We start from the raw sequence: 26,169 nt of genomic DNA, 5'->3' as shown, positions 1-26,169 counted from the left end.
AGAATGCGCCGCTAAACAAGAAAAAAGCGTTGAGCAAATCTCAAAGAGATGTAAAGATTTATTTATGAACAATAGAATTGCAGATTTTACCGTTCGTAATCTTTACACCGCTCCAGACGACAGAATTGCTGATTTCGACACCCGAAAGTTCGCAATCGTCCCCAATGGTAACATACGGGCCAATCTTGCAGCCGTAAATCTTGACATTCTTGCCAATATAGCACGGAGAAACGACCTTCATTCCCTTGGCAACGAACTCGGCGCTATTGTCATTACGGCTGAGCATGTGCGCATTCGTATGCAATAACGTTTCCATCAAGCCGCAATCCAACCAGCGGAACACAGGAGCCGTCTTGAACTTATACCCCTGTTCGATCATTCTTTCGAGCGCATCGGTCAGCTGGAATTCGTTCTTGGTACGTATATTGTTGTCCATCAAATATTTAAGAGAATCTTTCAACGCCTTCACGTTCTTGATGTAGTAGATGCCGACAATAGCCTCGTCACTCACGAATTCTTGCGGTTTTTCTACAAGACGTTCAATTTGACCATCAGAAGATGTCACAGCAACACCAAAACGCGACGGATCCTCGACCTTGTAAGTATAAAGGATATTTTCTTCGGCATTTGCAAGAATGGAAAGGTCGGCTTCAAAAAGCGTATCCCCCAAGATAATCAGCAGCGGTTCTTCGTCGTCCACAAACGGCAGCGCAAGGCTTATCGCCTCGCCCAAACCCTGCGGATTTTCCTGACGGACAGTACGAACTTTACCCCATTCCGGCTTGCCCTGTAAATATTCATCCATTTTCTCGGCTTTGTAACCCGTGATGAAAAACGTTTCAGAAGGGTTCAAGCTCAAAGAATCTTCGACAATCCAATCAATAATAGTCTTTCCCGCCACAGGCAACAAACACTTCGGAAGATCCTCAGTATAGGGACGGAGTCTTATGCCATTACCAGCGACTGGCAAAATAATTTTCATTTCTTTGCAATCCTTGATTTGCGATACATATGCAAAACTTTACATCCCATTATACAAAAAAATAACAAAAAAACATATCTTTTTCTAAAAAAATCAAAAAACTTGAAGAAAATATCCACGTTTTCTTTCTTTATTGGAAAAAATTAAATAGTTTAATTGGGAACATATTAAGGAGTAGTTCATGAATAAAAAAATTATCCTTGCCGTTTCTTCGCTTTTCTGCCTTGCAACCTTTGCCGTCGCTCAAGACACTCCCCAAGAAGCACCCGCTGTAGAAGCCGCCCCTGTTGCAGCTCCCGCTGCAGAAGCAGCTCCTGTCGCAGCACCCGCTCCCGTTCCAGCACCAGCCGCAACCGAACAACCGGCACCCGCTCCCGTTGTAGCTCCAGCACCAAACGAGCCCACGGCAGCGCCCGCAGCGGAACAAGCCGCACAAAACGGCGAATCGGTCCCCGTAATTTTCTACTATGCCAACACAACTGAAGCCCAACAGCCGACTCAGCCTCAACCGGTCGTAATGCCGCAGCCGCAGCCCGTCGCAGTAGCGCCGGTCCAGCAGGCTCCGGCTCCAGCACCTGCACCGGCACCGAGGGTCCATCCCAGGCAGACCATGCACTACGGTATCCAGGCATCCATCGGTACCAGCGAATTCGAAGGCGAAGACAACGACGACCTCGACGAAGGCCTGACTTGGAACGGTGGCGCATTCGTGACCATTCCCATAAGCGAATATATCTTCAGCTTCGAAATCGGTTCCCAGTTCATCTATAGAAAAGAATCCAATTCCTTCTCGCAGACAAACCGGACTACATACGAAAGGGAAGCGCGTAAAGACAAGATCGTAGCTTATTCGCTCGGTTTCCCTCTCCAGATGAACATCAATGCCACCCGTTCTGGCGTTGTCAACTTCTTCATCGGTACCGAAATCGAAGTTCCCCTGTACAACAACCTCCAGATTTCCATCAACGGAAATAAGCGAGTAGACCAGGACCTCCACGAAGACCACTGCGCACCGATGTCTTGGGACTTCATCATGGGTATGGGCGTCAATGCAACCAGCCACTTCGGCATTTACACGCGCATGAACATCGGTATTTCCGATATCTATGACGATCTGTACATCCGTGACGATGGCAAGGACGAATACTGGAGCTTCAGGGCAGTTGACCTGTCCATCGGCCTGAAATTGTTCATCTAACCCATTTGCAGAGCCAGCCATTCCTTGCTGGCACAAAAAAGCCTGCCTCCGATTGAACTCGGCGGCAGGCTTTTTTATTTAGGAAATAGAATATCTTGAAAAAAAAGTGCCGATTCCTTCTCGGAATCGGCACTTAGTGGATGATGCAGGGGTCGAACCTGCGACCCGCTGATTAAGAGTCAGCTGCTCTACCAACTGAGCTAATCATCCATTGTCGCTCGGACGCGCACAATTATAGAAAAGCAGAAAAGACTTGTCAAGGGTTTTTTATAAAAAAATTCAAAAAAATTCTATATTCATTTAAAAGCAAGGAGAATATTATGAGAATAGCACCTTACCTCGCATTGGTTCTTCCGTTTTTCCTCCTATGCTGTAGCGGTGAAAGCTCCACCGACGCAAAATCCGACGACGAGGAAATGTCTTCCAGTTCCTCCGTCTCGTCCGATTCGGAAAGCGACTCTTCGTCGAGCAAGAAAAACTCATCCGACTCAAAGAAAAAGTCGTCTTCGAGCAGCGAGGAACCGGATGATGATTCTGATCCTGAAGACGATTCCTCTTCGAGCAAGAAATCGAGCAGCAGCAAGAAGTCTAGCAGCTCCGGCAACTATGTAGTTGACCCCTCCTCCGTCGTCAAGGGGAAATTCACCAACAAGCGCGACGGCAAGACCTACAAGACCGTCACGATCGGCGAACAGACTTGGATGGCCGAGAACCTGAACTACAAAACGGAATCTGGCAGCGAATGCTATGACTCCACCGATACCGACTGCAAAAAGTACGGGAGAAAGTACACCTGGACAACTATAATGGACACCCTTTCGAATGGTTGCTCCCTTTCTAACATTTGCGATACGCTAGTCCAGGGAATATGCCCTGACGGATGGAGAATCCCGACAAGAAGTGACTGGGCGACCCTGTTCTCGAACACGGGAGGCCGCAAGTTCTCTGACTACAAGTATTCCGACGGCGCCAGGAACCTGATGAGCAAGGACAACTGTTTCGCCAAGGTCGACCTCTGCGGAACCGATGCCTACGGATTTTCGGTCAATACCGATTTTTATTTCTGGACACCGTACAATACCCGCAACTCAGGGAAATTGTACACGGGCATAGCCATGGCAGAAACCGAACGCACCACTCCGTTCAACGTCACCTATGTCAGTACTTCGGAGGATAAGCTTAAAGATTCCAGGGTCGCGCAACTGCGCTGCATCAAGGGTGACGCCCCCACCCCATGGCCCGACTTGAACGACAAGGCCTCGGTGAAATCCAACGACGAAACCTGCAAGGATTCCGCATGGGCTCCCAAGGTCAAGCCGTGCAATGTCGACGGCAAGGACAAATGCGAATACGGCGATGTCGGCGGGAAGAAATCCGTCAAGATCGGGAACCAAGAATGGGTCAAGACGCCCGTCAAGATAGAATCCTGGACGGAATACTATTGCCCCTTCGGCTGGCACACCCCCGATGAGGAAGATTGGGCGGAACTTTTCGAGAGCATCGGAGGCAAGTGCTTCGCGGGAATCATGCTCAAGTCCAAGACCGGCTGGAATTACAGAAACGGCCTCAACGCATACGGCTTGAACATCCAATCCGCTCAAGACGTCATGATAGACGGAATCACGTTCCTCCAGTCTTCCGACGCGGCATATTCCGACAGGACCCTCCGCGAAAGCACCGCCCAGCAGTACTATTGCGTCAAGAGCCGCTCCGCCCCCGACATGACGGACTCGCTTTTGAATCCCTCCTTCAATTACGGCAAGTTCACCGACCCGCGCGACGGCCAGACCTACAAGACCACTGTTATCGGCCCGCAGAAGTGGATGTCGCAGAACTTGAACTACGAAACGGAAAACAGCTTCTGTTACCAGGACCACCGTTATTCCGACTATTGCAGCACCTTCGGGCGGTACTATACCTTCGACGAGGCAAAGACCGCATGCCCCGACGGATGGCACCTGCCGTCGAAGGCCGACTTCGACACGCTTGTCTATTTCGGGGGGCTCGATACCAAGGCCGAGCACCTGCTTTCCAATTATTATGGCGGGAAAGACGAATTTGGATTCTCGATGCCCCTGTCCGGATACGCAAGGAACGATTCCTCGTTCTACGGTTTCTTCGACCGCAGTGCCATAGGTGTCAATCGTAGCGGAAGTGAAAACTATTGGAGCAGCGACATTAAGAAGGACAGCATGGCATACACCCTCACCTCTTCCAAAAGCGAAAGCATCCTTAAAGATACCCTGTATGTCGGGTCTACCTCGATAGCCTATTACCTCAATGTCCGCTGCGTCAACGACACCGCCGTCGCCTACGGCTACACCGGCGAATACGGGACACTGACCGACGACCGCGACGGGCAGGAATACAAGACCGTCGAGATGAACGGAGTCACCTGGATGGCAGAAAGCCTGCGCTACGAGGCTGCCGATTCCGCAAAAAGCTATTGTTACATGGATTCCTGCGCCAAGTACGGGCGCTACTATAGGTACCCCTTGGTCTCTGACTCCACCGAGGCCCTTTGCCCTAGCGGATGGCACGTGCCGACCCTAGGCGACTGGGACGACCTGCTGGACTTTGTCGGCGATTCCGCGGGCATCGACCTTAAAGCCGTTTACGGATGGGAATACATCAATTCTGTAGGAAAAACAATAACCAAAAATCACGGCATGGACAAGTACGGCTTCGGGATCGTTCCTAACGGTTGCTACACGCAAGCCGATGTCTTCAGCTACGGCAGGCAAAATCAGCAGACCCTGTCTATCGACCAGGAGGCGTGCCTCGCCGTTCACAACCCTGCAGATACGGTCATGTATTATTATTCTACAGGCCAAGGTAAACCCAAGGCGATTACCAAGGAAATTTCGCAGTACCGCAGGCACTTCACGGCAATCCGCTGCGTCAAGGACTAAAATTCAAGGAATAAGATGAGCCTCAATTCGAACCGCATGGACGCCTACCTGGCCTTCTTGGGAGTGGAGCGGAACCTTTCGCCTGCCACCATCCAGAGCTATCAGGAAGATTTGAGGCATTTTATCGAATGGCTCGACGAATCCAGTTTGGACTTGAAGGATTTGACCCCGGAAAAACTGGACGAATTCCTGACGTTCACCGCCGGGCAGGAGGAATACTCCCCCACATCCATCGCGCGACACTTTTCGAGCCTGCGCGGGTTCCTCAAGTACATGCAGAAGGAAGGCGAGTACGACTACAGCACCGAATCGATGCTCGAACGCCCCAAGCTGGGCCATTATTTGCCCCAGTACCTCACCCGCGAAGAAATCGACAGCGTATTCGAGAGTGCGGCAAACGGCAAGAACCCGCTCCGCGACACGGCCCTGTTTGAACTCATGTACAGCGCGGGACTCCGCATATCGGAGACCTTGGGAATCAAGCTCTCGCACCTGGACCTAGAAAACGAATGGCTCACCCCCATCGGCAAAGGCAACAAGCAACGCCTGGTACCGCTCGGCAGCAAGGCGAAAGAAAATCTGCGCGCCTGGATAGAAGATGGACGCCCCCTCACCCACCCGACAACAGACAACATAATTTTAAATTCCCATGGCAAACCGATGACCCGCATGGGTGCCTGGAAAATCGTGCAACAACACACGGCACACCTTTCCAAACAAGTTTCGCCGCACACCTTCCGGCACAGTTTTGCCACGCACTGCCTAGAGGCGGGCATGGACCTGCGCGTCCTGCAGGAACTGCTGGGCCATGCAGACATCAGCACCACGCAAATTTATACACACATCGACAAGGAATTCATCAAGCAGGAACACAGAATGTTCCACCCGCGGGAATTGGGCGGAAAATAACAGGGAATTGGCGCTCAAAACAGCCCCAAAATTGACAACATTGATGAATCTGGGTATATTTGGAATAAAATTGTAAGTTTTTTTTTGGCGGAGATTGCAATGAAAAAAACATTCCTATCCCTTCTAGGTTCGGCACTCCTCGGAGCCGTCCTCATTACCGGCTGCGGTGACGACGACAGCAGCGAAAAGGTAACCCCAAAGAAGGTTGTCACGGAAGTTCCCTCGATTTTCGAGTTGGGCGCCTGCACCGACACCAACGAAGGAGATACGGTCTACGTGAAGGACAAGCACTCCGACTTCCTTTGCCTCGACCACGAATGGGTCGATCTGGGAATTCGTCCCGATTCCACGGACAGTGACAAGGATGTGAGCAGTTCCTCTAAAAAGAGTTCCTCCTCCATGTCCAAAGAAACTCTCACCAAGTTCATAGACTTGTGCAAGGGGTCCGGCGGTAAAGAAAAAGACGGCGTGTGTATCTGTAAGGGCGAGCTCTGCGACGTGGGTGCCGTCTGTAACGTTCTTTCAGGAATTTGCGGGAACCAGACCAAGCGCACCGAAGATACCTCTTCGACGAAAGAAACCAAAGACTCATCATCGACAAAAGAATCCAAGGACACCACTTCGTCGACTCTCAACTCCTTCGCCGACTTGTGCAAGGCGTCTGGCGGCAAGGCGAAAGACGGAAAATGCTCTTGCAAGAGCAACACCTGTGACGAAGGCGTTCTCTGCAATACAGTGACCAAGGAATGCGCGAATACGGGAGCCGAAGTCGAAAGCGAATGCGACGACAGCTACAAGAGCACGTGCTCCAACAGCCCCGCAAGCATCGGCGTTGTCAAGGAATGCGTGAAGGGAGTCCTCGTGAACCGCTCGTGCGGTACGGTATCCTGTAACGAAGAAGAGACGGATTGCGGCGAATGCATCAACGACGTGCAGACCTGTACCGAAGACAAGAACTTCAAGGCGACCGTCACCCACTGTGAAAACGGAAAGAAGAAAACCGAGAGCTGTGACGGAAATTCCTGCGACCCGCGCGACAACGGTTGCGGTGCGTGCACGAACTACGAACACACCTGCACCAACGATAACGAACAAAAGGGAACCGTCTACGAGTGCGTCGCCGGCGAAGCCAAGAAGGCCGTTTCCATATGCGGCAACAAGTCGTGCCGTACCGACAAGGCCATCTGCGGCGAGTGCCTGAACGACGAACTGAGGTGCGACAACGACATCAACAACAACGCCATCATGTACAGGTGCGTCGACGGGCAATGGGAAAGGCTCCATAACAAGTTCGACCCGCTCGACAAGGACAATTACAAATGTCCCGTCGCTTGTAGAGAAGGCACCGATCCACAGATAATGGAGAACGAATGCGACATAAACCAATGTTCTGATTGTGATCCATGCTGGGGTGAGCCAATGGGCGTCGCGCCCTCCAATCCAAATCCTTGCTACGACGAAGAACGTTGCAAGCAAATTCTCAAGAACGAAGACCCCGACTACCCGCCGTTCAGGGATTTTGAAACGAAACAGAAATGGAAAGTCTTGATTCCTAGCAAAAAGATGGTAGCAAAAACCGTCCACGGGTACAACTGGATGAATCACGAACCAGTCTCCGATCCTAAAGAACGCGTGGAAGATTTCGAATTCGACCTTACTAACGAGACACGCCGCGTATCGTGCGACGCCCTGGGAACCTACTTCGGAGTTTGCCACAATTCCCTCCAGACCTGCATCAACAACAGTTATCACGAAGGTGGATACATCGTTGCCTGTAGCAATGGAAAGCTCGTAGACCTGGATGGAAATAATGACGGAATCGCTTGCATATGCGACGATACAGGCAAAAACAGCCATGGATGCTGCTGGAGTCGACAGGAATGCTTCAAGGCCGGTCACACCCTAGAAAATAAATGCTACAAGCCTTCCACCAATACAGAAGAAGGCTACGCCCATGGTAACAACGATTACAAGGAAGACTAGCAAAATATTCCAAAAAAAGTTTTAGCATAAGGAACCGCAAGGTTCCTTTTTTCAATTAATGTATAGAACCGCAAGCATCAGTTTTCCATAGGCAATGGATTCTGCGAACCGAATCTACAGAATATCTTATTTTTTCGTTTTTTTAGAAAACAAAGCAAATGGATTGCCCATTTTTTAAATAAATTGGGGGGTAATGAAACAACTCAGTCTGACAACGAACCAAGAGCATATCGTCGACATGCTCATACGCAAGAATCCCAAGCTGGACCGCGGGATTCTGGAGACTGCAGTGGCCTTCATTGCCGATGCCCATGAGGGCCAGTACCGCAAGAGCGGCATGCCCTACACGGAACACCCGTACGAAGTCGCAAAGATTCTCGCCGACCTGAAGCAGGACCAGCCCACCGTCTTGGCCGGGCTCCTCCACGACGTTGTAGAAGACACCCCGCATACGCTGAAAGAAATCTCGGAAAAATTTGGAGAAGAAACGGCGTTCATGGTGGATGCCGTCACGAAGATTACGGAAGCGCAGCAAGCAAGCAAGACCGCCCAGAAGGCGGAGACCTACCGCAAGCTCATCACTGCCATGGCCAAGGACCCGCGGGTCATCATGATCAAAATCGCGGACCGCATCCACAACATGCGCACCATGCGGTACATGAAGCCCGAGAAGCGCCGCTCTATTGCCCAGGAAACACTCGATATCTACGTCCCGCTCACCCACAGGTTCGGCCTCTACAACCTGAAGAACGAGCTGGAAGACCTCTCGTTCAAGTACGTGAACCCAGACGAATACCAGAAAATCGTCGACGCACTCATCGAGAACAAGGAAAGCCGCGAAAAATATATCCAGTCCGTTATCGGGCCTCTGCAAATCAAGATGGCCCTGGAAGATTTTGACTGCACCATCCAAGGGCGCACCAAGAACATTTACAGCATCCATAACAAGATGGTGAACCGCGACTGCCAATTCGAAGATATCTTCGACATCTTCGCCATCCGCATCATCGTCGACACCATCCCGGAATGCTACCTGGCCCTGGGTTACGTCCACAACCTCTGGACGCCCATGCAGAGCCGCTTCAAGGACTATATCGCCACCCCGAAGCCTAACCTGTACCAGAGCATCCACACCACGGTCATCGGTCCCGAGAACAAGATGGTCGAGGTGCAAATCCGTACCAAGGACATGGACCTCACCGCCGAGAAGGGATTCGCCGCGCACTGGGCCTACAAGCTGGAAACGCAGCACGAAGGCGAAGAACTCGCCTGGCTCGACCACATGGTGAAGTTGCAGTCGGAAATTTCGGACAGCAAGGAATACCTGGACTTCTTGAAGGTGGACCTGAAGCCGGAAGGCATCACCGTGTTCACGCCCAAAGGCAACTCCATCGAATTGCCGAACGGTTCGTGCGTACTCGACTTCGCGTTCGCCATCCACAGCGAGCTCGGGTTGCACTGTATCGGCGCCCGTATCAACGACGAGGTGGTGAGCCTCGACAAAGTTATCCCGAACGGAGCCACCATCCAGGTGCTCAAGAGCCAGAACCAGGAGCCCAGCCCGGAATGGCTTGACCTGGTGAAAACGGTCAAGGCCAAGCAGGAACTCCGCCGCTGGATGCGCACAAGCATTATCCAGCAGGCCCGCAGCCTGGGCAAGGAAATCTGGACCCGCGAACTCCGCCTCAAGAAAATCAGCAAGCAGCATATCCCGCCCGAAGAAGAAATCAAGCGCTACTTCGGTGTCCAGTCCAAAGAAGACCTCTTCGAGCGCATCGGCCAGGGCGAACTCCCTCTTGCCGACATCCAGCGCTTCTTGAGCCATGGCGACATCGCTCCCAAGGAAGTCAGCGCGCTGCGATTCTTCCCGACGTTTAACCGGGACCGCGGCGACGACATGCCCCTGCAGATTGGGCAGGAAACGAGTTTGCTCATCCACTTTGCCGATTGCTGCGCTCCGGTCCCTGGCGACGATATCGTCGGCGTCCTCCGTCCGCAGATAGGCATCGAGGTCCACAAAATCCACTGCCAGTCGCTCAAGGAACTGCCGGCCAGCCAGCAAATCGCCGTAAAATGGAGCGAAGACACCACAAAACCGTTCACGGCGCACCTCACCATCGAGACAGACAACCGAAAGAATATTACCTTGGATATATTGCAGGAACTCAAGAACGCAAACGTATTCCTAGACAGGATGTCGGTCGTCAGTGCCAAGTATTCCGGAAGGATACGCCTCGTGTTCAAGGCATTCCGCAAGGAACAGGTCGATACGATCATCAGCAAGATTCACCTGATTTCAGGCGTAAGAGAGGTTGAGAACGCATGATAACGACACTCCACCATAGCGATTACACACTCAAGAACCGCGCATTCAACTGCCGCATGCGTAACCGCTATTACGAGGAGGTCTACTACGCGTTCCGTGCCCTTACCCCCGGCGGGGATCCGTCGGCCCCGGGCACTTATTCCGGGTGGTTCCAGCACCTGACAAAAGAAATCAAGCATTATGAGCGCCTGCTCATGACGTGCCTCGAATACGCCCAAGCGGCAGTGTTCTACGGCAAGGCCGACAATGCGACGCTCTACTCCAAAGACAAACGCTGGGGTATTTTGCAAGAGGAGATCTTCCTGGTCCACTTCTTGCAGGAACTCCTCTCGACAACCCGCTACATCATCTCGAGAATCGAGACCGACCGCATGTTGCAGCAGTGGAGCACCTCCATGCAAGACATGAAGGCGAAGCCAGTCGGCTCCGGGTTCGTCACGAGCATCCAACAGAAATTGAACGCCATGAATGCCGCCACCCTCGACGAGTTCAAGGAACTGATGAAGCATGTCATGGAACGATTCCAGATAGGGAACACCTTGTTCGGAACCGTGCAGGAATTGCAGAATTTCTATTAGAGTTGTGAGTTATGAGTTATCAGTTATCAGTTGCGAGTTATCAGTTGTGAGTTGTGAGTTTTGAACTGTGAGGTATGAGTAACTAGCCATGTCTGAATATATAATCCTATCAATCTTCCTCTTCCTGGGTGCGTTCATCGCGGCAGCGGCGACCATCACCGGGCTTTTGCTCGGCTACCGCACCAGGAACACCAAGAACAAGATGGCCCCTTACGAATGCGGCATGGAGACTATCGGCAACGCGAGAATCCAGTTCAAGGTGGGTTACTACTTGTTCGCCCTGCTGTTCCTCGTATTCGACATCGAAGCGCTCTTCTTGTTCCCCGTTCTGGCGAACTTCAAAGAAATTATGGCGGGCCACACCGCACTTTCTCCCATGGTCGTCATCGTCGACCTGATCGTATTCATAGCGATTCTTGTTTCAGGCCTCGCCTACGCCTGGAAAAAAGGAATTCTCAAATGGGAATAATCAACTACACCCCGAAAATCCTTGACCCGATTCCCGGCGGCAAATACATAGTCAACCTTGTCGACTACGTCGTGAACTGGGCCCGAGCCAATTCCATCTGGCCCCTCACCTACGGTACGAGTTGCTGCGCCATCGAGATGATGAGCAGCTCCATGGCCCGTTACGACATCGCGCGTTTCGGTTCCGAAGTTTTCCGCGCCTCTCCCCGCCAGGCCGACCTTTTCATTTTGGCAGGTACGATTACTCGCCGCATGGCTCCCGCCATCCAGATGCTCTGGGAACAGATTCCCGGCCCCAAGTACGCCATTGCCATGGGCGCATGCACTATCAGCGGTGGCCCGTTCATCTACGACAACTACGCTGTTGTCCGCGGCGCACAGAACCTCATCCCGGTCGATGTGTTCGTCCCCGGTTGCCCGCCGCGCCCCGAAGCGCTGTTCCATGGGCTTCTCACGTTGCGCGAAAAAATCCTGAAGGAAACCTGCCGCCATCCGTGGCATGTGGGCCGCCCGAAGGACGTGTCCACCATGGACCGCTACCGCGAAGCCGCCAAGACCTGGGCCGCTCTCGAAGAGATGAAGGACGAGGAAATGGCCGAGGCCCGCGCCAAGTTCAAGGAAGAGCACCCCGACTACAAGAGTTCCTTCAAGCCCATCCGCATCAAGAAGGAAGAACTCCCCGAAGTGCCGCGCACGCCCACGCACAAGGGCGGGCTGACCCAGTCCGAACTTTTTGCCAAGCTCCGTGCGAAGTTCCCGAAAGTTACCGTGCACACGCACAGCGACTCCCCGATTGAAGAAGTCGTGGCGCAGATTCCTGCCGACCATCCGCTCGAAGTCATCGTGGATTTCGAAGACTACTTGCCGATGGTTGAATTCGTGAAGAACGATCCCGAGTTCAAGATGGATTTCTTGATTGACGAGACAGCCATCGACTACGACGACCACTTTGATTTAGTCACGATGCTCAGGAGCATGGAAATCGGGCACAAGTTGTTCCTGTGCGTCCAGCTCAAGAAGGACTTCGCCATTGCCGAAGAAGCCCGCCCCACGTCGCTGCTCGCAAGCGTCCCCACTATCAGCAACCTTTATCCGGGAGCCGAGGTCAAGGAGCGCGAGATTTACGACATGTTCGGCATCAACTTCGAAGGCCACCCCGACCAGCGCCGCATCTTCCTCGACAAGGACTTCGTAGGCTACCCGCTGCGCAAGGACTTTACCCACCCGCAGATGATAAGGAGGCCCGTATGAGTGCAACACTCCCTCCGGGATTCCGCATCCAGCGCGAAACCAATACCGAAGAATTTTTCATCAACATGGGCCCGCAGCACCCGAGTACCCACGGGGCACTCCGCTTGGCGCTGCGCATGGACGGCGAAACCATCGTGGAGCTTGTGCCGCATTTCGGCTACATCCACCGCGGTATGGAGAAGCAGGCCGAATCCATGAGCTACCTGCAGTACATCGCAATGTCCGACAGGCAGGACTACCTCACAGCCATACAAAATAACTTGGGCGTCGTCATTGCTCTCGAAAAGGGCATGAACGTGGGAGTCCCCGAGAAGGGCGAATACATCCGCGTGATGCTCCAGGAACTGGGCCGCATCGCATCGCACCTCGTGTTCTACGGCTGCTTCGGCGGCGACCTTGGCGGGCAAACCTGCTTGCTGTTCGGTTTCAAGGAACGCGAGATGATTCACGACATTCTCGAAGAAGTCACAGGCTCGCGCCTCACCACGAACTTCTTCAGGCCGGGCGGAAGCCGCTACGACGTGCCCGACACGTTCTTGCCGCGCGTCAAGGCATTCCTCGACCACCTCGAAGGAGCGATGCGCGACTACGAACGCTTCCTCTCCAAGAATATCATCGTGCTGGAACGCAGTGTCGGCATTGGAATCCTGAGCAAAGAAGACGCCATCGCCTATGGTTGCTCCGGCCCCGTGCTCCGCGCCAGTGGCGTCGAGTTCGACGTGCGCCGCGCGAACCCCTACAGCATTTACGACCAGCTCGACTTCGACATTCCGGTGTTCCACAACGGAGACTGCTACGACCGCTACAAAATCCGCATCGCCGAAATCCACGAGTCCATGAAAATCCTGAGGCAATGTATCGACAAGTTCCCGAAGGAAGGCGCGTGGCGCAGCAAGGAAAAACCGGTTCGCCTCCCCGTCGGCCGCTACTACAGCGAAATCGAGACGGCGAAGGGACTTTACGCCACCTACGTCGTGGCAGCGACCACCGGCGAGAAGCCTTACCGCATCCATACCCGCGGTCCGAGTTTCCCGCACATCGCAGCACTCAACAAGATGGTCCAGGGCCACAAGATATCCGACCTCGTGACCATCATGGCAACCCTAGACCCCGTGATTCCCGAAATTGACAGGTAACTTATGTACGTTCCCTCCGTTACACATCCTATAGGCGATTTCGTCCGCGAGTGGGTCCCGAAACTTTCGGCCTACCTGCCGGAACAGCTCCAGTCGCAAACGCTCGACAGCATCGTCGCCTTCCTCGTCAATGCCGTCATCTGCATTATCGCGGTCTGCGCCGTGAACATCGGTTCTGCGCCCATCCTCATTTACATGGAACGCAAGGTCTGCGCCCACGTGCAATGCCGTCTTGGCCCGATGCGCCTCGGCTGGCACGGTACTCTCCAGACCATTGCCGACGTCATCAAGATGCTCTTCAAGGAAGTCTACGCCCCGAGCGGTGCGGACAAACTCATGTTCTACCTCGCCCCGCTCATCGTGCTCATCGCGCCCTTCATGGTGGCAGCGCTCATCCCCTTCGACAAGAACCTCGTGGTCTCGGATGTTTCCATGGGCATTCCGCTCATTATCGCCGTGAACGGTTTCGGCGTGCTGGGCATCTTGCTCGGCGGCTGGAGCAGCAACAACAAGTACTCGCTCCTGGGTGCGCTCCGTAGCGGCGCCCAGATGATCAGCTACGAAATTTCGTTCGCGATGATTCTCCTGTTCGTCGTGATGATTTCGGGTTCCACGAACCTAATGAGCATCACGCAGAGCCAGGCCGGCACCATAGCAGACTGGTTCATCTTCAAGATTCCGGTCCTCGGCTTTATCGGATTCATCCTCTTCTTTATTTCGAGTACAGCCGAAATGAACCGCGCCCCCTTCGACATCGCCGAAGCGGAACAGGAACTCACCGGCGGCTACCACACGGAATACAACGGCACACCATTCGCCATGTTCTACCTCGCCGAATACATCGCGCTCGTCACGAACTCGGCATTGGCAACGACTTGCTTCCTCGGCGGTTTCCATGCGCCCTGCATCGGAGTTGCCGCTGTGGACAACTACCTCACCATGGTTCCCGGAGTCGTCTGGTTCTTTGCCAAAGTGTTTTTCATGATCTGGTGCTACATGATGGTTCGCTGGACATTCGTACGCCCGCGCGTGGACCAGCTGATGGATTTCGAATGGAAGTTCCTGCTGCCAGTAAACTTGTTGCTCCTGGGTGCAGGCGCAGCGTATATAGTAATTAGTGGTTAGTAGGAAGTAGGAAGTAGACAGTAGGAAGTTATGCAAGAGAATATTACGTTAGTTCAATATTTCAAGCGCTACTTGAAGCGCTGCATCACGGGCCCCTGGAGCCTGATATGCGGCCTTTCCGTTTCGCTCAAGTATTTCCTCAGTCCGTGGAAAATTGTCACCGAGCAGTACCCCGAAAACAAGAAGACGCTTCGGATGCACGAGCGTTACCGTGGTAGGCTCGAGATGGTCGAGGACGAAGAGGGCAACAACCACTGCACGGCCTGCGGCATGTGCGAGCGCGCCTGCCCCAACGCAAGCATCAACGTGCTCCCGACAAAGAACATCGCGGGCAAGAAGGTGCTGGGCCGCTACGTTTACCACTTTGCAAGCTGCACCCAGTGTGGCCTTTGCGTCGAGGCGTGCCCGTTTGGCGCCATCGTCATGAGCCCGGCCTTCGAGGTCGCGACAACCGACCCGTCCTCGCTCGAAATGATTTTGAACAAGAAGGAGGGTCAAGGCTAATGTTCCCGAACCTCGCAATTCCCGATTTTCCGCTGACATTCCCGTTGGGTGGCACGGATATCGCCTTTTACGTCGTAGCGTTCATCATCCTCGTAACGGCAGTCATGACCGTCGCCGTGAAGAATATCTTGCAGAGCGCCGTGTTCCTGATTTTCTCCTTCGTGACAACCGCCATTCTCTACCTGTTGCTCCACGCCGAATTCATCGCGCTCGCCCAGGTGATGGTCTACGTCGGTGGTGTCGTCATCTTCGTCGTCTTCACGATTCTCTTGACAAGCCACCTCGGCGAGGACGCTTTCACGACAAAGATCCCGCGCATCTTCACGGCTTTCGCCATATCGATCGGGTTCGTGCTCGTCATGGTCAAGTGCATCCTGCCCGTCCACGAACTGACAGAAAGCGCCGTGGCCTCGCCGGACAATTACGCCTCGCTGGAGCAATTTGCACTCCGCCTCCTCGGCTACGGTGCAGACGGATTCGTGATACCCTTCGAAATTGTAAGTATCCTTCTCCTGATGACGCTCATCTGCGCAATCACTGTTGCGCGTAGGAGCAAGGAGGAAAAAGAATGACTTTGATGAACTGCCTAATTCTCGCGTTCCTCCTCTTTGGAATCGGTGTATGGGGCCTCATGCGCAGGCGTCACCTCATCGGCATGCTCATTTCCATCGAGCTCATGCTGAACGCGGCGAACATCAACTTTATCTCCTTCGCCTACTTCAGCGCGAAAGATTCCACTGCGGGCGCACTTTTCAGCATTTTCGTCATCGCGGTCACGGCATGCGAAATGGCAATCGCCCTTGCCATTATCGTCAACATGTACCGTCGCCACCACAGCCTTGACGCCGACCAGTTGAGGGATTTGCATGATTAACGGAATTACCCTCAGCTACTTCATTTTCCTCCTGCCGCTGCTCGTCTTCGTGATCAACGGCCTGTTCGTCGGGAACCGCTCGGCGAAGGGCGCCGCCGCGATTGCGGTCATCGGGAACGGAATCGCGGCGGCCTGCGCCATCCTCGTTGCCGTCGACTACTTCACGTCAGGGATGGCGCCAGGGAAGGTGATTCCTTACGAATTCACCTTCCTGCCCTTCGCCGGTTTCAACGCGAACATCGGCCTACTTACCGACCCGCTTTCCATGATGATGATGGTCGTCGTCACCTTCATCAGCTTCATGGTGAACATCTACAGCATTGGCTACATGCGCAAGGACCCCTCGGCCGGGCGTTTCTTCAGCCTCCTTTCGCTGTTCAGTTTCTCCATGCTCGGCCTCGTCGCTGCAACAAACCTCTTCCAGATGTTCATCTTCTGGGAACTGGTGGGTGTTTCCAGCTACCTGCTCATCGGCTTCTGGTACCACAAACCCTCGGCGGTCAGCGCATCCAAGCAGGCGTTCATTCTCACCCGCTTCGCCGATAGCTTCTTCCTGTGCGGCATCGTGCTCGTAAGCTACATCGTCGGCTCGTTCGACTTCTCCGTCATCAACGACTTGAGCTTGCACGAATTCTACCACACGACCATCAACCTCGGCATCACGACCATTTCGCAGGCCGATGCGCTCATTCTCGGAGCCGTGCTCATCTTTATCGGCGGCTGGGGCAAGTCCGCCATGTTCCCGATGCACATCTGGCTCCCGAACGCCATGGAAGGCCCGACACCAGTATCTTCCATCATCCACAGCGCAACCATGGTCGTCGCGGGCGTCTACCTCGTTGCACGCCTCTTCCCCTTCTTCGCTATCTGCAAGGGGACGCTCACCCTCATCATGGTCGTGGGCGCATTCACCATGGTATTTGCCGCAGTCATCGCCTGCACGCAAAAAGACATCAAGCGCATCCTCGCCTACTCCACGCTCTCGCAGCTAGGCTACATGATGTTTGCGCTCGGCGTCTGCAGCATGGGCGATGTCATCGTCGCTACAGGCTGGACAGCTTCCACGTTCCACATCTTTACGCACGCCTTCTTCAAGTGCAGCCTGTTCCTCATTGCAGGTTCCGTCATCCACGTGGTCCACACGAACGACCTCGAAAAGATGGGCGGGCTCTGGAGCAAGATGCCCTTCACTTACTGGTGCTGCTTCATCTGCGTGCTCGCGATTTCGGGAATTCCGCCGTTCTCCGGCTTCTTCTCGAAGGACGAAATCATCCTCGCCGCATTCCAGGGGCACCACTACGTCGTCTTTGGCCTCGCTCTCCTCACGAGCGGCCTCACCACGTTCTACATGTTCCGCATGTTCTTCCTCGCATTCCACGGGGATGCCCGCAGCGATCTCGTGCGCGGCCACCGTATCAAGGAAGACTTCGCCATGACGCTCCCCATCGTCGTGCTCGCCATCCCGAGTTTCCTCGGCGGTTACATCGCCAAGGGCTTCTTCGAACACTACTTCAAGCCGGGTTCACTGCACGTCCCGCAATTGGTCCAGCTCGAAGAACTCCCGTGGCTCCCCTACATCGCCGTCGGCGTAGCCCTCCTCGCCCTCTTCATCGCCTGGGTATGCTACTGCAGCCCCAAGGCCAAGATAAGCAAGGCTCTCGACGAGACCAACAGGCCCCGCCTCTACAAAATCGTCTACCACAAGTTCTATTTCGACGAGATGTACTACGCCGTGGTGCGTCAATTCATCTTTGGAGGCGTCGCCCGCGTATCGAGGTTTATCCAGGACTACATCATCGAAGGCATCCTCGCCTTCGTGGTATGGTTCATTCACAAGCTCGGAGACCTGGTACGCTTCGCGCAGGCGGGCTACATGCCCTTCTATCTCGGCACCCTCATCGTCGGCGTCATTTTCTGGCGAATCTTTGGACAACTTCCGCTGTAGGTTTTTATGGATACGCTACTTTTTAACGTTATTTGGGCAATACCACTCCTCGCAGTGTTCATCAGCGTGCCCATTCCCAGCTCAAAGATAAAGCTGATCAAGATTCTGCATACGGTTTCCGGCACCATCGTAATGGGAATCATCGGTTACCTGACCTACCGGGTCTACACCATGGGCGCAGAGCCAGCCGACCCCAAGGCATTCCCGCTCCTGTTGCGTTTCTTTACCGACATTCCTTGGCTCAGTAGCATCAACGCGCATTACACCGTGGGAGCCGACGGCCTGAACATCCTGCTGCTTTTCCTCACCTCGGCAATTGTCTGGACCGGGATGCTGGTCAGCTGGAACATCAAGGGCAACCAGAAAATCTTCTTCGCCCTCATCCAGATCCTTGCGACAAGCGTCTACGGAGTGTTCATGAGCATGGACCTCGTCCTGTTCTTTGCCTTCTACGAAATGGAAGCGCTCTGCATGTACCTGATGATTGCCGGTTACGGTTCCGGGAAAAAGGACTATGGCGGTAAAAAGCTCACGTTGACGCTCGCCTTCGGCTCCTCGATGATTCTTGCGACATTGTTCGGGATTTATTTCCAGTCCGGCCTCGACACCTGGAGCATCATGGCACTTTCCAGGGTTTCGCTCCCGATGGATTTCCAGATGTGGGCATTCCCCCTCATGTTCATGGGATTCGCCGTTTCGAGTTCCCTGTTCCCGTTCCATTTCTGGAGCCCGGACGGTCACTCCGCGGCCCCGACAGCCGTCTCCATGCTCGCGGCAGGCGTCATGATGAAGATGGGCGCTTACGGATGCCTGCGCGTCGCCATGTTCCTCATGCCCGAAGCAGCCAAATTCTGGCTTCCCTACGTCGTTGCGCTCCTGATTTTCAACGTGGTCCTTGGCCCCTTCATCGCCATCCGCCACAAAGACCTCAAGTACATCACCGCCTACAGCTCCATCAGCCACCTCGGCCTCATATTCCTCGGCCTTGCAGCACTTACGCCAGTGGGCCTGCGCGGCGCCAGCCTCCAGATGATTTCGCACGGGTTCCTCACCGGGCTCTTCTTCGCCTCTATCGGCATGATTTACGAACGCACGCACACCCGCGACATCACCCAGATGGGCGGTATCATGCGCAAGCTCCCGTTCCTCGGCGTAGGGTTCGTCATCGCGGGCTTCGCAGGCCTCGGCCTGCCGGGATTCAGCGGGTTCATCGCCGAGAGCAACATCTTCATCGGCGCGTTCCAGCAAGATTCCACCATTACGCGCTTCGTGACGGTTCTCGCCATTTTGAGCATCACGACGACAGCCGTCTATATCTTGCAGACGGCGAACCGCATGTTGCACGGCAACATGCCCTCAAAATACGAATCGCTCACCGATGCGGATATCCGCGAAAAAATTGTCATCGCATTCCTGGTACTCTGCCTGCTCTTCATCGGTGTTTGCCCCGGTTGGATAGCCGACATGCTCGACACGAGCATCGCTCCAATATTCAACAGAATTGCCGCAGCGACGGCCACCGTGGTTGGAGGTTAAAAAATGAACTTTATCCTACCGAACTTCATTATTCCCGACGCGCTCCTGCTGCTGTTCCCGTTCCTCGTCATCGGCAGCCGACTTTTCTGTAGCTACAGATCGCCGATTCCTTGGCGCTTGGCGAACATCGGTTTCATTGTCATTTTCGTTTTGCTGAACTTCATTCCGCTCACGAATAACATCGGCAAGTTCTTTATCTGCAACTGGAAAATCGACGACTTCGGCGTGCTTATCCGCGAAGTGCTCATGCTCTCGGCCATGCTCGGCATGTGGCTTTCGAAGGACTACTTCGAGCACGGAGCCGACGGGAAACCGCAAATGCACCAGTTTGCAGAATTCACCGGCGCGATTGCCTTCGCCACCTTCGGCGGATTCACCATCGTCTCGGCGTGCGACATGCTCACGTTCTTCCTCGGGCTCGAAATCGCCACTATCCCGATGTATGCGCTCACCGCCTGGAACAAGAAAGACCAGATGGGTTCCGAAGCGGCCACCAAGTATATCATGATGGGTTCTGTTGCGACTGCCTTTGAACTGTTCGGGTTCAGTTACCTCTACGGTTTCTCGGGTTCCATCTACTTCAACGAAATCCGCACCGCCGTCGAGGCCGGAACATCCAATCCCCTGCTCTGGGTTGCCATCCTGTTCCTGTTCTGCGGCATCGGTTTCAAGCTTACGCTGTTCCCCTTCTATACTTGGGCCCCCGATGTCTACGAAGGCGCACCGACCCCGGTCACGGCCGTTCTCTCGGTAACCTCCAAGACAGCCGCAATTGCCTTCCTCGTGGTGCTCGTCTTTGGGCCTCTCTCTCCCGTTCAGGAGCAAATGGCACCGTTCATCGCATTGCTCGCCGGTACCACGCTCTTTGTCGGTAACCTGGGTGCGCTCAAGCAGACTCGCCTCCGCCGCTTCATGGCATACAGTTCCATCGCGCAGGCGGGCTATATCATGATTGCACTCCTCGGGCCCATCGAAATGGCACGCACGGCAATCATCTACTACTTGTTCATCTACGCCGTGTCGAACTACCTCGCGTTCTTCATTTTCGGCATCATCGGCCACCACCGCGAAGAAACATTCTATTCTCTACGCGGGCTCAGCCAGCAGAACCCGGCCCTCGCCATTGCGCTCGCCATATCCATGTTCAGCTTGGCCGGTATTCCGCCTCTGGCAGGGTTCTTCGGCAAGTTCCACCTGTTCTTTGCCGGGGCCACCACGGGCCACTACATGCTCGTCGGTTTCGCCGTTTTGAACAACGTTATCGCGCTGTACTATTACTTGCAACTCATCAAGAGCGCTTGGATCGACGAACCCGAAGATCATCTCTCCCCGCTTCGCCTGACCAAACGACAGAGGACAATCATCATAGCGCTTTCCGCAGCCGTCGTGCTGCTCGGCGTGCTCCCCTTCCTGAGCAACAACATCTTCGGCGGGTTTACGTTTTAGAGTCTCGAGGCCCGGGGCTCGAGACACGAGCAGTGAGTTTATCAAGTAATTAGTAAGCAATAAAAGTCGAACTTGGGAATCACCCCCTAACCACCAAACACTAACCACTGTTTACTGACCTCATTCCTCATACCTCAAAGGCACGAAGTGCCGACCTCATTTCCCCTAGTCTCTAGATCCTAGCCTCTAGATTCTCTGATGGAGATTGCTTCGGGGTTTTCACCCCTCGCAATGACAACCAAGGCGAATGCCACGCCAAAACGCTTGCGTTTCGGCATGGCTGAGCCGACGAGTCATGCGCCTGCGAATGACAAATACTAACCACCAACCACTGCTTACTTCCTACTGTCTACTTCCTACTATCTCATACAACAAAGCCTCCCCGAAGGGAGGCCATTTTAAATCGTTTCAATACGGTTCTTATCTAGCGCAGATATCGTCAGCGCCGCTAATGTCCGCTACGCTGAAGGGCTGCGTCCATTCGCTCCAGTCCGTCTCGCCATTCGTGTCGGTCCAGACAATACGGATCTGTACATAGTAACCGCAAATGTTACGGACATAATGCTGCAAGCACTTGGACATCGCAACTTCTATCGCAATGAGAGCCTCTCTTTCGTCCTTGTCTGTTGCAGGATCATAGATCTTGGAATGTTCCGACGGACTGTATCCAGTAGAAAGTTTGCAGTACGTATACACCGTCGTATCCTTATCTCCATCCTTTCCAGGGAGATAGATATCGCTTTCATAGAAGCCCTTCTTAATGGAGGGTTCCTGATACGGGAACTGTTCTTCCCAGTAGCAGCTGTCGCAGCCATTAGAAGTCTTCTTTCCATCGCATCCACCGATCTTGTAGTCGTTGTAATGCTCCAGAGAAGTGAACCAACGGGCCTCGTAATACATCGTATCCGTGTATTCCGATTCGGCGATATACTTGCTGATAAAGTTCTCCGTAATCGTGTATGTCGCAGTACCATCGACATATGTGACATCGTTCTTCGTAGAAGTATCCTTGTCCACTTCGTAATTAGTGGTGTAATACTTGATAAATTTCATCGTCGGAACAGGGACGTTGAGCGCCATGTATTCGCGATACGGGATTTCCGGAGTCAGCTGGACTGCTTCCGTAAAGGCGGATGTATCTTCCTTGTCGATGACGGCCATGCGGTAATAAGTTTCAATCTTGTCGCGACCCTGAATACGGTAATAGCGAACATCACCTTCAATATCGGTTTCCACATCAGTCCATTCAAAGTCTTTCAGTTTAGAAGACTGGATGATGAACTTCCTATCCGGATTATCGCTGGCGATATCGTACTGCCAGCTGAGTTCCCACACACTCGGAGCAATACGGGCAATCGCAAGGTTTGCAGGCGGATTCACCACCGTGACCTCGACATCCGCTTCACTCACCGAAACCAGGACATCCGTAGAGAACTCGGACATGCCGTCGTCGTCGAAAGCAGCAACGCGGAAATAGTTGTACGGGTCGGTAAGGCCAGTAATCATCGCACGGTAGACACCGGCACCGGTAGTATCGAAATCTTCCCACTTGCTGTTTTCAAGGTCGAGTTTCTGGATGACAAAACCCTTTTCAGGACGAGCTTCAACCGGCTTGTACGACCATTCCAGCATCCACGTGCCTGCATCCTGGTTCTTCACCATCAAGTTCGACGGGACAGCAAACGCGACCTTGGATTTCTCGGAGCTTTCGGAGCCGGAGCCTTCACCGCCCTCGCCACCTTCATCGCCAGAAGATGCCTTGGCCTCGCAGCGTTTATCCTCATCGATGAGGTTGGTGTTCGTACCGGCCTTCGTGCCCATCGGGTCAGACCATTCACCGTAATCGGACTCGCCGTTTTTGTCGGTCCAAACCACGCGAATTTGGGCATAGGCATTGCACTGTTCTTCGACACTATTGAATGTCTTAGAAATGGAGGACTGATCCACGGACACCTTCACGGTATCGACGCTCTTCTCGGTCCCCGTCACAAAACGGGCCTCGTAAGAAACGCTACCAACGGTCTTGCCCTTTGAGTCCTTGTTGTAAATAGATTTCGTGATGGCCTTGCTCGGGTAGTTCCCGGTAAGCACAATTTCCAACACGTTTTCTTCAGAAACGTTCGGCTTTGCCGTAGGAGGAGTGAGCTTGATGCCATCGGCATATTCAACTTCATCCGAAACGAACACTTCCTTTGTATAGGCAGAACGAGTCTCTTCGTTCTTCGCGGCGAGGCGATAGTAATAGCCGCCGTTCTTCGCGCCATCGATAAGGAAATGAGTCATTTCGGCATCGATTTTGTCATATTCTTCCCAAGACTTATTCCCAGGAGCATAGCGCTGCACGACAAAGCTTTCGGCGTCCTTTCCTTCGTACGAGAAGCTCAGTTCCCAAACGCTCGGAGCAAGTCTCGAAAGGGTCACATTCGACGGAGCTTCCAGAGTCTTGGACTCCTTGAGATCGGATGGATCTTCAGCATCATTTGCCGATGTTTCGGAACTGGAACTGGAAGTCTTTTTCTTGCTACTACTGGAGGACTTGGCCTTGACTTGAACCTCACCCAGTTCATCATCTTCATTGGTGCCCGACGAAGAAGAGCTGTCGCCGCAAGCGCCAAGGAGCAGGGCCGTAGAAAGAACTGCGGAGCCCATCAGCATAAAGGAAAAGCGTTTTAGAATCATCTTAACTCCTGTAGGCAAGCCTACTATAGAATTGTAACTAGTTGCTTACAAAAATACATCTTTTTACAGCTTTTCACATAGCCAAGGTTACTTTTTTTCGCCAGATGCAAAATAAATCACATGTTTAAGCACAAAAAAGGGCTATTTTCCTCAGAAAACAGCCCACAAAAAAGAGTCTATCCGTCCTAAATCAGTTCTTCGGGCGGGAGATGGTCGCCGTGTTCGGGTTCCTGATAGAATGTATCGGGAATCTGCACCTGGTTCTGGAAATAGGCACGATGGGCGGCAATCACCTTTTCGCGGGCGAACGCAGCGTCTTGCCATTCGCCAATCTGCACGTCCTTGCCTTCCAGTTCCTTGTAGTTCTGGAAGAAGTTCTTGGTGATGCGCAAGAACATCTGGTCTACGTCGCTGATGTCCTTGATGGGGCGCGGGTTGAACACCGGGACGCCCAACACCTTGTAGTCCTTCTTGCCGCCGTCGGTCATGTCGAGAGCACCGATGACGCGGCAGGTGCAGACAGTGCCCGTCATCATCGAAGCCGGGCTGTAAATGAGCATGTCGAGCGCGTCGCCGTCGTCGGCCTTGGTGCTCGGAATAAAGCCGTAAGTGCAAGGATAGCTCATGGAGCTCAAGAGGCAACGGTCCAGGCGGAACACGTGCAGGCGCTCGTCATATTCGTACTTGAGGCTTGTATCCTTGCCGATTTCCACCACGCATTCCACCTCGTAGGGGTACTTGCGACCAATGGGGAGATCTAGATAATTGATTGCCATTTATTCTCCAAGGGCCCACATTGAGCCCGATTTATCTTCCATATTAAAAAAGCAACACAAATTTAACAAAATTTTACAAAAAGGTCAAGGGAGCGTCAGCGGCTGCGCCAGCGAGACGAAATAACCTTGTCAAACAAGCCGAAATAGAAAGCAGGTTCTCCCCTATCGGGCCTATAACCGACCTCAAAACGGATCCGGTCAAGGGCCGGAATCACCAGATGGACGCCGCCATAGACAGCCCCCTCGTAATCATCCCAACCGGGGTGCCCCTTGTCCCACAGGAGGCTTCCGTCCAAGCCGGCCACAAGCTGCACCCCATAGAAGAAATTGACACCCAGTACGCTTGCCGCATGGCGTTCCATCAGCACGAAGCGCTCTTCGAGCGTGAGCAAGACCTCGTGCACCCCAAGGCGTACAGAATCGGCCTCATCTTCTTTGCCACCGATGGGGGTACCTCCACGCCCGCGGAATGTATTCGGCCCCCCGTGGTAATAGTAGTCGTAAAACTTCACGTCACCCGGGCGGAAGCGCACTAGGGCGGTCGCACCGGTCACGAAACGGCTCATGGTAAAATAGGCGCGGGCATCCGTCAAGAGTTCCCAGTAGTTCTCGCTACCCATGCTCTCGGCCCCCTTGTCTTCGTCCGTGCCACCCACGTGAGTCAGCATGTATTCGTAATACACACCCTTGCGCGTATCAAGCTTGCTGTCGCGGTAATCGAACGCAAAGCCCAAACCGAATTCAGGCAAGAACGCCGCATTCTCCAAGACTCTACCCGCAAGCGTACCCAGGAGAGACAAGTGAGGAAGAAGCGCATAATCCAGGTCTAGATCGACAAGCCAGCTGTCGTCCTGGTAACCACGGATATCGTCATAGCTGTCGGTCCGCAGGAACTCGAAATTCCAGCCGAGCGGGAGGCCGAAAAAGTAAGGGGAACTCACATATAAAGCGTACTCGTTATTGTCTAGGAACGGGTCGGTGGATGTACGGTACTGGATTTCAGCACGGATATCTTCGCCAAGTACGTTCAGATTCGCAAGAGCAAGACCGAGCATAAGCCCGTCGCGGTCGGTCTCCTTGCCTGCCGGAGAGGGAATCCAGCGGAAGATTTCCTTGAAGGAGTAGGTGAGGCTCGAGGCCCGAGGCTCGAGGTTCGTGGGCTGGGGGGCTGCGGGGGTGCAGGTTACGGTGATTTCGGTGAAGAGGTCGAGGTCTTGCAGGCGGAGTTTTTCGGTTTCGAACTTTTCGGCAGAGAACGGCTCCCCCACCTTGTTCAAAAGTTCGCGTTCCACGACGCGCGGCTTCGTATGTTCAAGCCCCTTGAATTCAATGGACGAGACCACAACGCCATCAGAGCAACCGGCAGCACCCGTTTCTGGGGCAGCAGAAGGCTCAGCAAAGGCGACACAGGCACAAAACCCGACAAGAAGGCCCGCAATTTTCACAAAATCAATCACGAAAAGGTAAGATAGAAAAAAATGAGGCACGAGGCGAGAGGCTAGAAAATAGAGACTACCTTTGACCACTTAGTGCTTTAGCAC

Annotated in this window: 20 protein-coding genes, 1 tRNA gene and 1 pseudogene; 17 read left to right on the top strand and 5 right to left on the bottom strand. The window is 53.6% G+C overall.

Annotation, left to right across the window (positions count from 1 at the left end; all coding sequences use genetic code 11):
• Positions 1-58 precede the first annotated feature (58 nt).
• On the bottom strand, positions 59-982 hold the full coding sequence (locus Q0Y46_RS08170; protein WP_295682261.1) for a sugar phosphate nucleotidyltransferase: 924 nt from the start codon (positions 980-982) through the stop codon (positions 59-61).
• A 181-nt stretch (positions 983-1,163) separates the two neighbouring features.
• Here Q0Y46_RS08170 and Q0Y46_RS08165 point away from each other — a divergent pair, with 181 nt between their 5' ends.
• Complete coding sequence (locus Q0Y46_RS08165; RefSeq protein WP_295682259.1) at positions 1,164-2,180, top strand: outer membrane beta-barrel protein; 1,017 nt, start codon at positions 1,164-1,166, stop codon at positions 2,178-2,180.
• Between the two features lie 137 nt (positions 2,181-2,317).
• Here the strand turns inward: Q0Y46_RS08165 and Q0Y46_RS08160 are convergent.
• A tRNA-Lys gene (locus Q0Y46_RS08160) sits at positions 2,318-2,390 on the bottom strand.
• Positions 2,391-2,500: 110 nt separating this feature from the next.
• Between Q0Y46_RS08160 and Q0Y46_RS08155 the strand changes: the two genes are divergently transcribed.
• From Q0Y46_RS08155 to Q0Y46_RS08085, 16 genes and pseudogenes are all read left to right on the top strand, one after another.
• Positions 2,501-5,092 carry an FISUMP domain-containing protein gene (locus Q0Y46_RS08155; protein WP_297946517.1) on the top strand — a complete coding sequence of 864 codons (2,592 nt, stop codon included), beginning with the start codon at positions 2,501-2,503 and terminating at the stop codon, positions 5,090-5,092.
• 15 nt (positions 5,093-5,107) lie between these two features.
• Positions 5,108-6,001 carry a tyrosine recombinase gene (locus tag Q0Y46_RS08150; protein WP_297946514.1) on the top strand — a complete coding sequence of 298 codons (894 nt, stop codon included), beginning with the start codon at positions 5,108-5,110 and terminating at the stop codon, positions 5,999-6,001.
• Positions 6,002-6,100: 99 nt separating this feature from the next.
• Positions 6,101-7,984 (top strand): hypothetical protein, encoded by a 1,884-nt coding sequence (locus Q0Y46_RS08145; protein ID WP_297946511.1) that lies wholly within the window; start codon positions 6,101-6,103, stop codon positions 7,982-7,984.
• Positions 7,985-8,177: 193 nt separating this feature from the next.
• Positions 8,178-10,310: a bifunctional (p)ppGpp synthetase/guanosine-3',5'-bis(diphosphate) 3'-pyrophosphohydrolase gene (locus Q0Y46_RS08140; RefSeq protein ID WP_173843526.1), complete on the top strand. Its 2,133-nt coding sequence runs from the start codon at positions 8,178-8,180 to the stop codon at positions 10,308-10,310.
• Positions 10,307-10,888, top strand: coding sequence for a hypothetical protein (locus Q0Y46_RS08135; RefSeq protein WP_173843527.1), 582 nt, complete (start codon positions 10,307-10,309; stop codon positions 10,886-10,888). Before Q0Y46_RS08140 ends, Q0Y46_RS08135 begins: the two co-directional genes overlap by 4 nt.
• An 88-nt stretch (positions 10,889-10,976) precedes the next feature.
• Entirely contained in the window at positions 10,977-11,357 is a 381-nt protein-coding gene (locus tag Q0Y46_RS08130; protein WP_173843528.1) for an NADH-quinone oxidoreductase subunit A, read from the top strand.
• Positions 11,348-11,830 (top strand): annotated as a pseudogene (locus Q0Y46_RS14915) (NADH-quinone oxidoreductase subunit B family protein); the annotation flags it as partial. The gene Q0Y46_RS08130 and the pseudogene Q0Y46_RS14915, both read left to right, overlap by 10 nt.
• Positions 11,831-11,884: 54 nt before the next feature.
• Entirely contained in the window at positions 11,885-12,607 is a 723-nt protein-coding gene (locus tag Q0Y46_RS14910) for an NADH-quinone oxidoreductase subunit C (protein ID WP_366522503.1), read from the top strand.
• A complete protein-coding gene (locus Q0Y46_RS08120; protein ID WP_173843530.1) occupies positions 12,604-13,743 on the top strand; it encodes an NADH-quinone oxidoreductase subunit D in 1,140 nt (379 codons plus the stop codon). The genes Q0Y46_RS14910 and Q0Y46_RS08120 overlap by 4 nt, the downstream gene beginning before the upstream one ends.
• Before the next feature lie 3 nt (positions 13,744-13,746).
• Positions 13,747-14,868, top strand: coding sequence for a complex I subunit 1 family protein (locus Q0Y46_RS08115; RefSeq protein ID WP_295682243.1), 1,122 nt, complete (start codon positions 13,747-13,749; stop codon positions 14,866-14,868).
• 30 nt (positions 14,869-14,898) lie between these two features.
• The gene (locus tag Q0Y46_RS08110) at positions 14,899-15,372 is read left to right on the top strand and encodes a 4Fe-4S binding protein (RefSeq protein WP_295682240.1); all 474 of its coding nucleotides are present in this window, start codon (positions 14,899-14,901) and stop codon (positions 15,370-15,372) included.
• Complete coding sequence (locus tag Q0Y46_RS08105; protein WP_297946503.1) at positions 15,372-15,944, top strand: NADH-quinone oxidoreductase subunit J; 573 nt, start codon at positions 15,372-15,374, stop codon at positions 15,942-15,944. The genes Q0Y46_RS08110 and Q0Y46_RS08105 overlap by 1 nt, the downstream gene beginning before the upstream one ends.
• Positions 15,941-16,246, top strand: coding sequence for an NADH-quinone oxidoreductase subunit NuoK (nuoK, locus tag Q0Y46_RS08100; RefSeq protein WP_173843533.1), 306 nt, complete (start codon positions 15,941-15,943; stop codon positions 16,244-16,246). The genes Q0Y46_RS08105 and nuoK overlap by 4 nt, the downstream gene beginning before the upstream one ends.
• On the top strand, positions 16,239-18,191 hold the full coding sequence (gene nuoL, locus Q0Y46_RS08095) for an NADH-quinone oxidoreductase subunit L (protein ID WP_295682232.1): 1,953 nt from the start codon (positions 16,239-16,241) through the stop codon (positions 18,189-18,191). Before nuoK ends, nuoL begins: the two co-directional genes overlap by 8 nt.
• A gap of 6 nt (positions 18,192-18,197) precedes the next feature.
• Positions 18,198-19,727 carry an NADH-quinone oxidoreductase subunit M gene (locus Q0Y46_RS08090; RefSeq protein WP_295682230.1) on the top strand — a complete coding sequence of 510 codons (1,530 nt, stop codon included), beginning with the start codon at positions 18,198-18,200 and terminating at the stop codon, positions 19,725-19,727.
• 3 nt (positions 19,728-19,730) lie between these two features.
• Positions 19,731-21,173 (top strand): NADH-quinone oxidoreductase subunit N, encoded by a 1,443-nt coding sequence (locus tag Q0Y46_RS08085; protein WP_297946500.1) that lies wholly within the window; start codon positions 19,731-19,733, stop codon positions 21,171-21,173.
• A 420-nt stretch (positions 21,174-21,593) separates the two neighbouring features.
• On the opposite strand, the gene Q0Y46_RS08080 is transcribed toward Q0Y46_RS08085, so the two are convergent.
• The 3 genes from Q0Y46_RS08080 to Q0Y46_RS08070 all read right to left on the bottom strand — a co-directional run bounded on the left by Q0Y46_RS08080 (position 21,594) and on the right by Q0Y46_RS08070 (position 26,085).
• Positions 21,594-23,852: a fibronectin type III domain-containing protein gene (locus tag Q0Y46_RS08080; protein WP_297946497.1), complete on the bottom strand. Its 2,259-nt coding sequence runs from the start codon at positions 23,850-23,852 to the stop codon at positions 21,594-21,596.
• 185 nt (positions 23,853-24,037) lie between these two features.
• On the bottom strand, positions 24,038-24,628 hold the full coding sequence (locus tag Q0Y46_RS08075; protein ID WP_295682221.1) for an inorganic diphosphatase: 591 nt from the start codon (positions 24,626-24,628) through the stop codon (positions 24,038-24,040).
• A gap of 95 nt (positions 24,629-24,723) precedes the next feature.
• A complete protein-coding gene (locus Q0Y46_RS08070; protein ID WP_295682219.1) occupies positions 24,724-26,085 on the bottom strand; it encodes a BamA/TamA family outer membrane protein in 1,362 nt (453 codons plus the stop codon).
• Positions 26,086-26,169: the final 84 nt, after the last annotated feature.

Origin of the sequence: uncultured Fibrobacter sp. (assembly GCF_947305105.1) — a bacterium.
Classification (GTDB): Bacteria; Fibrobacterota; Fibrobacteria; order Fibrobacterales; family Fibrobacteraceae; genus Fibrobacter.
This window is presented reverse-complemented; position numbering and strand designations above follow the sequence as displayed.

Bases quoted from the DNA above. Each gene is read 5' to 3' on its own strand.
- Q0Y46_RS08170 (WP_295682261.1), bottom strand. From the start codon at position 982: ATGAAAATTATTTTGCCAGTCGCTGGTAATGGCATAAGACTCCGTCCC.
- Q0Y46_RS08165 (WP_295682259.1), top strand. From the start codon at position 1,164: ATGAATAAAAAAATTATCCTTGCCGTTTCTTCGCTTTTCTGCCTTGCA.
- Q0Y46_RS08155 (WP_297946517.1), top strand. From the start codon at position 2,501: ATGAGAATAGCACCTTACCTCGCATTGGTTCTTCCGTTTTTCCTCCTA.
- Q0Y46_RS08150 (WP_297946514.1), top strand. From the start codon at position 5,108: ATGAGCCTCAATTCGAACCGCATGGACGCCTACCTGGCCTTCTTGGGA.
- Q0Y46_RS08145 (WP_297946511.1), top strand. From the start codon at position 6,101: ATGAAAAAAACATTCCTATCCCTTCTAGGTTCGGCACTCCTCGGAGCC.
- Q0Y46_RS08140 (WP_173843526.1), top strand. From the start codon at position 8,178: ATGAAACAACTCAGTCTGACAACGAACCAAGAGCATATCGTCGACATG.
- Q0Y46_RS08135 (WP_173843527.1), top strand. From the start codon at position 10,307: ATGATAACGACACTCCACCATAGCGATTACACACTCAAGAACCGCGCA.
- Q0Y46_RS08130 (WP_173843528.1), top strand. From the start codon at position 10,977: ATGTCTGAATATATAATCCTATCAATCTTCCTCTTCCTGGGTGCGTTC.
- Q0Y46_RS14910 (WP_366522503.1), top strand. From the start codon at position 11,885: ATGGACCGCTACCGCGAAGCCGCCAAGACCTGGGCCGCTCTCGAAGAG.
- Q0Y46_RS08120 (WP_173843530.1), top strand. From the start codon at position 12,604: ATGAGTGCAACACTCCCTCCGGGATTCCGCATCCAGCGCGAAACCAAT.
- Q0Y46_RS08115 (WP_295682243.1), top strand. From the start codon at position 13,747: ATGTACGTTCCCTCCGTTACACATCCTATAGGCGATTTCGTCCGCGAG.
- Q0Y46_RS08110 (WP_295682240.1), top strand. From the start codon at position 14,899: ATGCAAGAGAATATTACGTTAGTTCAATATTTCAAGCGCTACTTGAAG.
- Q0Y46_RS08105 (WP_297946503.1), top strand. From the start codon at position 15,372: ATGTTCCCGAACCTCGCAATTCCCGATTTTCCGCTGACATTCCCGTTG.
- nuoK (WP_173843533.1), top strand. From the start codon at position 15,941: ATGACTTTGATGAACTGCCTAATTCTCGCGTTCCTCCTCTTTGGAATC.
- nuoL (WP_295682232.1), top strand. From the start codon at position 16,239: ATGATTAACGGAATTACCCTCAGCTACTTCATTTTCCTCCTGCCGCTG.
- Q0Y46_RS08090 (WP_295682230.1), top strand. From the start codon at position 18,198: ATGGATACGCTACTTTTTAACGTTATTTGGGCAATACCACTCCTCGCA.
- Q0Y46_RS08085 (WP_297946500.1), top strand. From the start codon at position 19,731: ATGAACTTTATCCTACCGAACTTCATTATTCCCGACGCGCTCCTGCTG.
- Q0Y46_RS08080 (WP_297946497.1), bottom strand. From the start codon at position 23,852: ATGATTCTAAAACGCTTTTCCTTTATGCTGATGGGCTCCGCAGTTCTT.
- Q0Y46_RS08075 (WP_295682221.1), bottom strand. From the start codon at position 24,628: ATGGCAATCAATTATCTAGATCTCCCCATTGGTCGCAAGTACCCCTAC.